Genomic DNA, 2945 nt, shown 5'->3' with positions numbered 1-2945 from the left:
GCGTGTGGATGATCAGCAGCACCGCCCAGCGCGAACCCACCACCATAATTTTCACGGGTTCCCGCTTAGGGGTCTCTGGCGGTGCGGCGGGAACCTGGGACTCAGCGCTGTTGGAGAGACATTCTTTTGCCATAGTGCGATTGTTGCAGAGGATGTATCCATAACTGTGACATCCAGATAATACCAGATGTATCCATAACTGTGACATTTACTGGCTCATCATCCTCTGACAGGATTGGGGCATGGGACGGGCGAGTCAGTCACTCCGACAGGTTTTGGAGTCTTACCAAATCAGCCAAAATAAACTCGCTGTGGCGATGGGTGTCAGCCGAGCCAACGTGGGTCGCTGGTTTCATGGGCTAGACCCCAGCGCCGAAAATATTGTGGAAATTACCAAAGCGCTCCAGCAGCTAAATCCAGACGCAGCGCGGGCGTTTGTGCAGCTTTATCTGGGCGATATTTTGGAAGGCGAGGGATAGGGGAAGAACGAAGAACGAAGAGGGAAGAACGAAGAAGGAAGAGGGAAGAACGAAGAAGGAAGAGGGAGAAGCGTCAATGGGGTTGGGTGGGTTGGGTAATTGTCTGAGCAAGCAGTGCGATCGCACTTAATGAGGCTCTGGGTTCAGCGATTTTTGACCCAAAAACAGTTGGCGGATGCGCTGGAGCAATTCTACGACGCAGCAGAATATCAAGGAAATGATTTGATTCAATCGCCTACCTTTCCAGAGCTTCACCTCACCGCCGCTCAGATCCTTGCAGGCAAACGGTAGGCTCCAAAGTCGCCAATCCAAAATCCCAAATCCACAATCCAAAATCCCTAACTCTACTGCTCTCCCTGCTCTGCCAAATACCGCTCTCCCCATTCGTGCATAATCGCCAAGATCGGCTCCAGGCTTTGTCCCAGCGGCGTAAGGGAATATTCCACCTTGGGCGGTACCTGTTGATAGACCTCGCGATGCACGATGCCGTCGTCTTCCATTTCGCGGAGTTGCTGCGTCAGCATCTTTTGGGTAATGCCCGTGAGCGATCGATGCAGTTCGTTAAACCGCTTCACGCCGCCGAGCAGTTCCCGCAAGATCAGCACCTTCCAGCGGCCGCCGATGATGGCGATGGTGGTTTCTACCGCGCAGCTTGGGCGCTCTAGGCTGCTGGGTGATGGGGCAGGTTGAAGGGTTTTGGGATCGGCGTTTTGGAGTGACATTGCCTAACGAGGTTCCAATGCAGGGATATTTTCTATAGCCATGCCTTCTATAGCCATACCTTCAGTCTTTCATAGTTTCCTTTTGGGAAGTACCTTACCAAAAAGTGCATACTTCCCAAACCTATTGTATCTACTATAAACTCAAAGTAGTTCCGAGTACGACTTTGAGTTTAAACCGCTCAACACTCTGATTCAAGTCTGCTCGAACGTTTCGCAAGCACGTTGAGAACACACGAGCGCCGACTAGCACGCTGGGTTGAAGTGATGAGGGCTGGCGTGATGGGGCTTTGGAGCAGAGCCGCGCTACCAACCTATCGCGCCGATAACCCGCCATTTCGCCTTTCTTACTCGACTGCTTATCCACGCTTTGTACTCAAGTTTTCACTAGTTTTCACTCAAGGAGACTCTCCATGATTACTGTCCGTCCGTCTCAAGAGCGCGGTCACGCCAACCACGGCTGGCTGGATAGCTACCATACGTTTTCCTTTGCCAACTACTATGATCCTGACCACATGGGCTTTCGCGCCCTGCGCGTGATCAACGAAGACCGGGTTGCGCCGGGTCGCGGCTTTGGCACGCATCCGCACCGCGACATGGAAATTATTTCCTACGTGCTGTCGGGGTCGCTGGCGCACAAAGACAGCATGGGCAACGCCGCCACGATTGGCGCGGGCGAAGTGCAAAAAATTACGGCGGGTACGGGCATTGCCCACAGCGAGTTCAACCTGTCGCAAACGGAGGGCGTACATTTTCTGCAAATCTGGATTTTGCCAGAGGAAGCGGGATTAACGCCCAATTACGAAGAGAAGGTGTTTCCCACTGAGGCCAAGCAGGGGCAGTGGCGACGCATTGCCAGCCGCACGGGGGCCGATGGCGCGGTGCAGATTAATCAGGATGTGGAACTGTATGCCACGGTGCTGAGGGCCGGTGAAGGGCGATCGCTCGAATTGCGTCCTGGCCGCTACGCCTGGGTGCAGGTGGCGCAGGGCAAGATCAGCCTCAACGGGGTGTCGCTGGAAGCGGGCGACGGCGCGGCCATCAGCGACGAAACGCTGCTGGAGGTGCAAGCCGTCAGCGATGCGGAAGTGCTGCTGTTTGACCTGGCATAGATCCAGGGACGCGGGAGGTCGCGTTGATTCTCGATCTCCCGCCTGTCTCTTCCCTGCTGCTGCCGAGCTGCGAAATTGCCCTTGACCCAGCAGATCGGCCAGGTGAACCGTGATTTCTGGGAAACGAGCGTCGGGCGATCGCCATTCATTAATATCAAATCTTCAAAGATTTGCTACATATAGGAAGACGTTAGAGCTAGCCGCTATGAAGCTAGCCGCTATAATTGGAGTCCTCAAAAATTGAAGTTCTTAAAATCGATACCGCTGAAATGATGCTCTGTATGTAGCGAGTCTTTAGAGAATTGATATAAGCCTCTCTTGCTTGCTCCCCTTCTCTTACGTCGAGAGAAGGGGTTGTGGGATGAGGGCAGATTGCACGCTGCACATCCCGTTAGGCCGCTTTAGCGCACGATGGGCGACGAATCCCGTCCACCGGGCAACTCTTGCGGCCCGCGGTCTCCTGGGGAACCGGGTTCGCCACGCGGGCCCTGGGGGCCGGGTTCGCCGGGGATTCCCTGGGGGCCGCGCTCTCCTTGGGGGCCGGATTCGCCAGGGAGTCCTCGTTCGCCTCTAGGGCCAGGCGGGCCGACAGGGCCGATGGGCCCAAGTTCACCGGGAATGCCCTGTGGCCCTTG

The 2945-nt window shown here is 55.3% G+C and carries 4 protein-coding genes and 1 pseudogene; 3 read left to right on the top strand and 2 right to left on the bottom strand.

Annotation, left to right across the window (positions count from 1 at the left end; translation table 11 throughout):
• Positions 1-242: 242 nt before the first annotated feature.
• Both IGS51_RS07395 and IGS51_RS07390 read left to right on the top strand, forming a co-directional pair.
• Positions 243-479, top strand: a complete 237-nt coding sequence (locus IGS51_RS07395) for a helix-turn-helix transcriptional regulator (protein WP_297077630.1) — start codon at positions 243-245, stop codon at positions 477-479.
• A 129-nt stretch (positions 480-608) separates the two neighbouring features.
• Entirely contained in the window at positions 609-770 is a 162-nt protein-coding gene (locus IGS51_RS07390) for a hypothetical protein (RefSeq protein WP_297077628.1), read from the top strand.
• A 53-nt stretch (positions 771-823) separates the two neighbouring features.
• On the opposite strand, the gene IGS51_RS07385 is transcribed toward IGS51_RS07390, so the two are convergent.
• Entirely contained in the window at positions 824-1201 is a 378-nt protein-coding gene (locus IGS51_RS07385) for a helix-turn-helix domain-containing protein (protein WP_297077626.1), read from the bottom strand.
• Between the two features lie 410 nt (positions 1202-1611).
• Between IGS51_RS07385 and IGS51_RS07380 the strand changes: the two genes are divergently transcribed.
• The gene (locus IGS51_RS07380) at positions 1612-2310 is read left to right on the top strand and encodes a pirin family protein (RefSeq protein WP_297077623.1); all 699 of its coding nucleotides are present in this window, start codon (positions 1612-1614) and stop codon (positions 2308-2310) included.
• A gap of 401 nt (positions 2311-2711) precedes the next feature.
• Here the strand turns inward: IGS51_RS07380 and IGS51_RS07375 are convergent.
• Positions 2712-2945 (bottom strand): annotated as a pseudogene (locus IGS51_RS07375) (collagen-like protein); the annotation flags it as partial.

It is taken from the genome of Thermoleptolyngbya sp. M55_K2018_002, from assembly GCF_015295965.1.
Classification (GTDB): domain Bacteria; phylum Cyanobacteriota; class Cyanobacteriia; order Elainellales; family Elainellaceae; genus Thermoleptolyngbya; species Thermoleptolyngbya sichuanensis.
This window is presented reverse-complemented; position numbering and strand designations above follow the sequence as displayed.

Bases quoted from the DNA above. Each gene is read 5' to 3' on its own strand.
- IGS51_RS07380 (WP_297077623.1), top strand. From the start codon at position 1,612: ATGATTACTGTCCGTCCGTCTCAAGAGCGCGGTCACGCCAACCACGGC.
- IGS51_RS07385 (WP_297077626.1), bottom strand. From the start codon at position 1,201: ATGTCACTCCAAAACGCCGATCCCAAAACCCTTCAACCTGCCCCATCA.
- IGS51_RS07390 (WP_297077628.1), top strand. From the start codon at position 609: ATGAGGCTCTGGGTTCAGCGATTTTTGACCCAAAAACAGTTGGCGGAT.
- IGS51_RS07395 (WP_297077630.1), top strand. From the start codon at position 243: ATGGGACGGGCGAGTCAGTCACTCCGACAGGTTTTGGAGTCTTACCAA.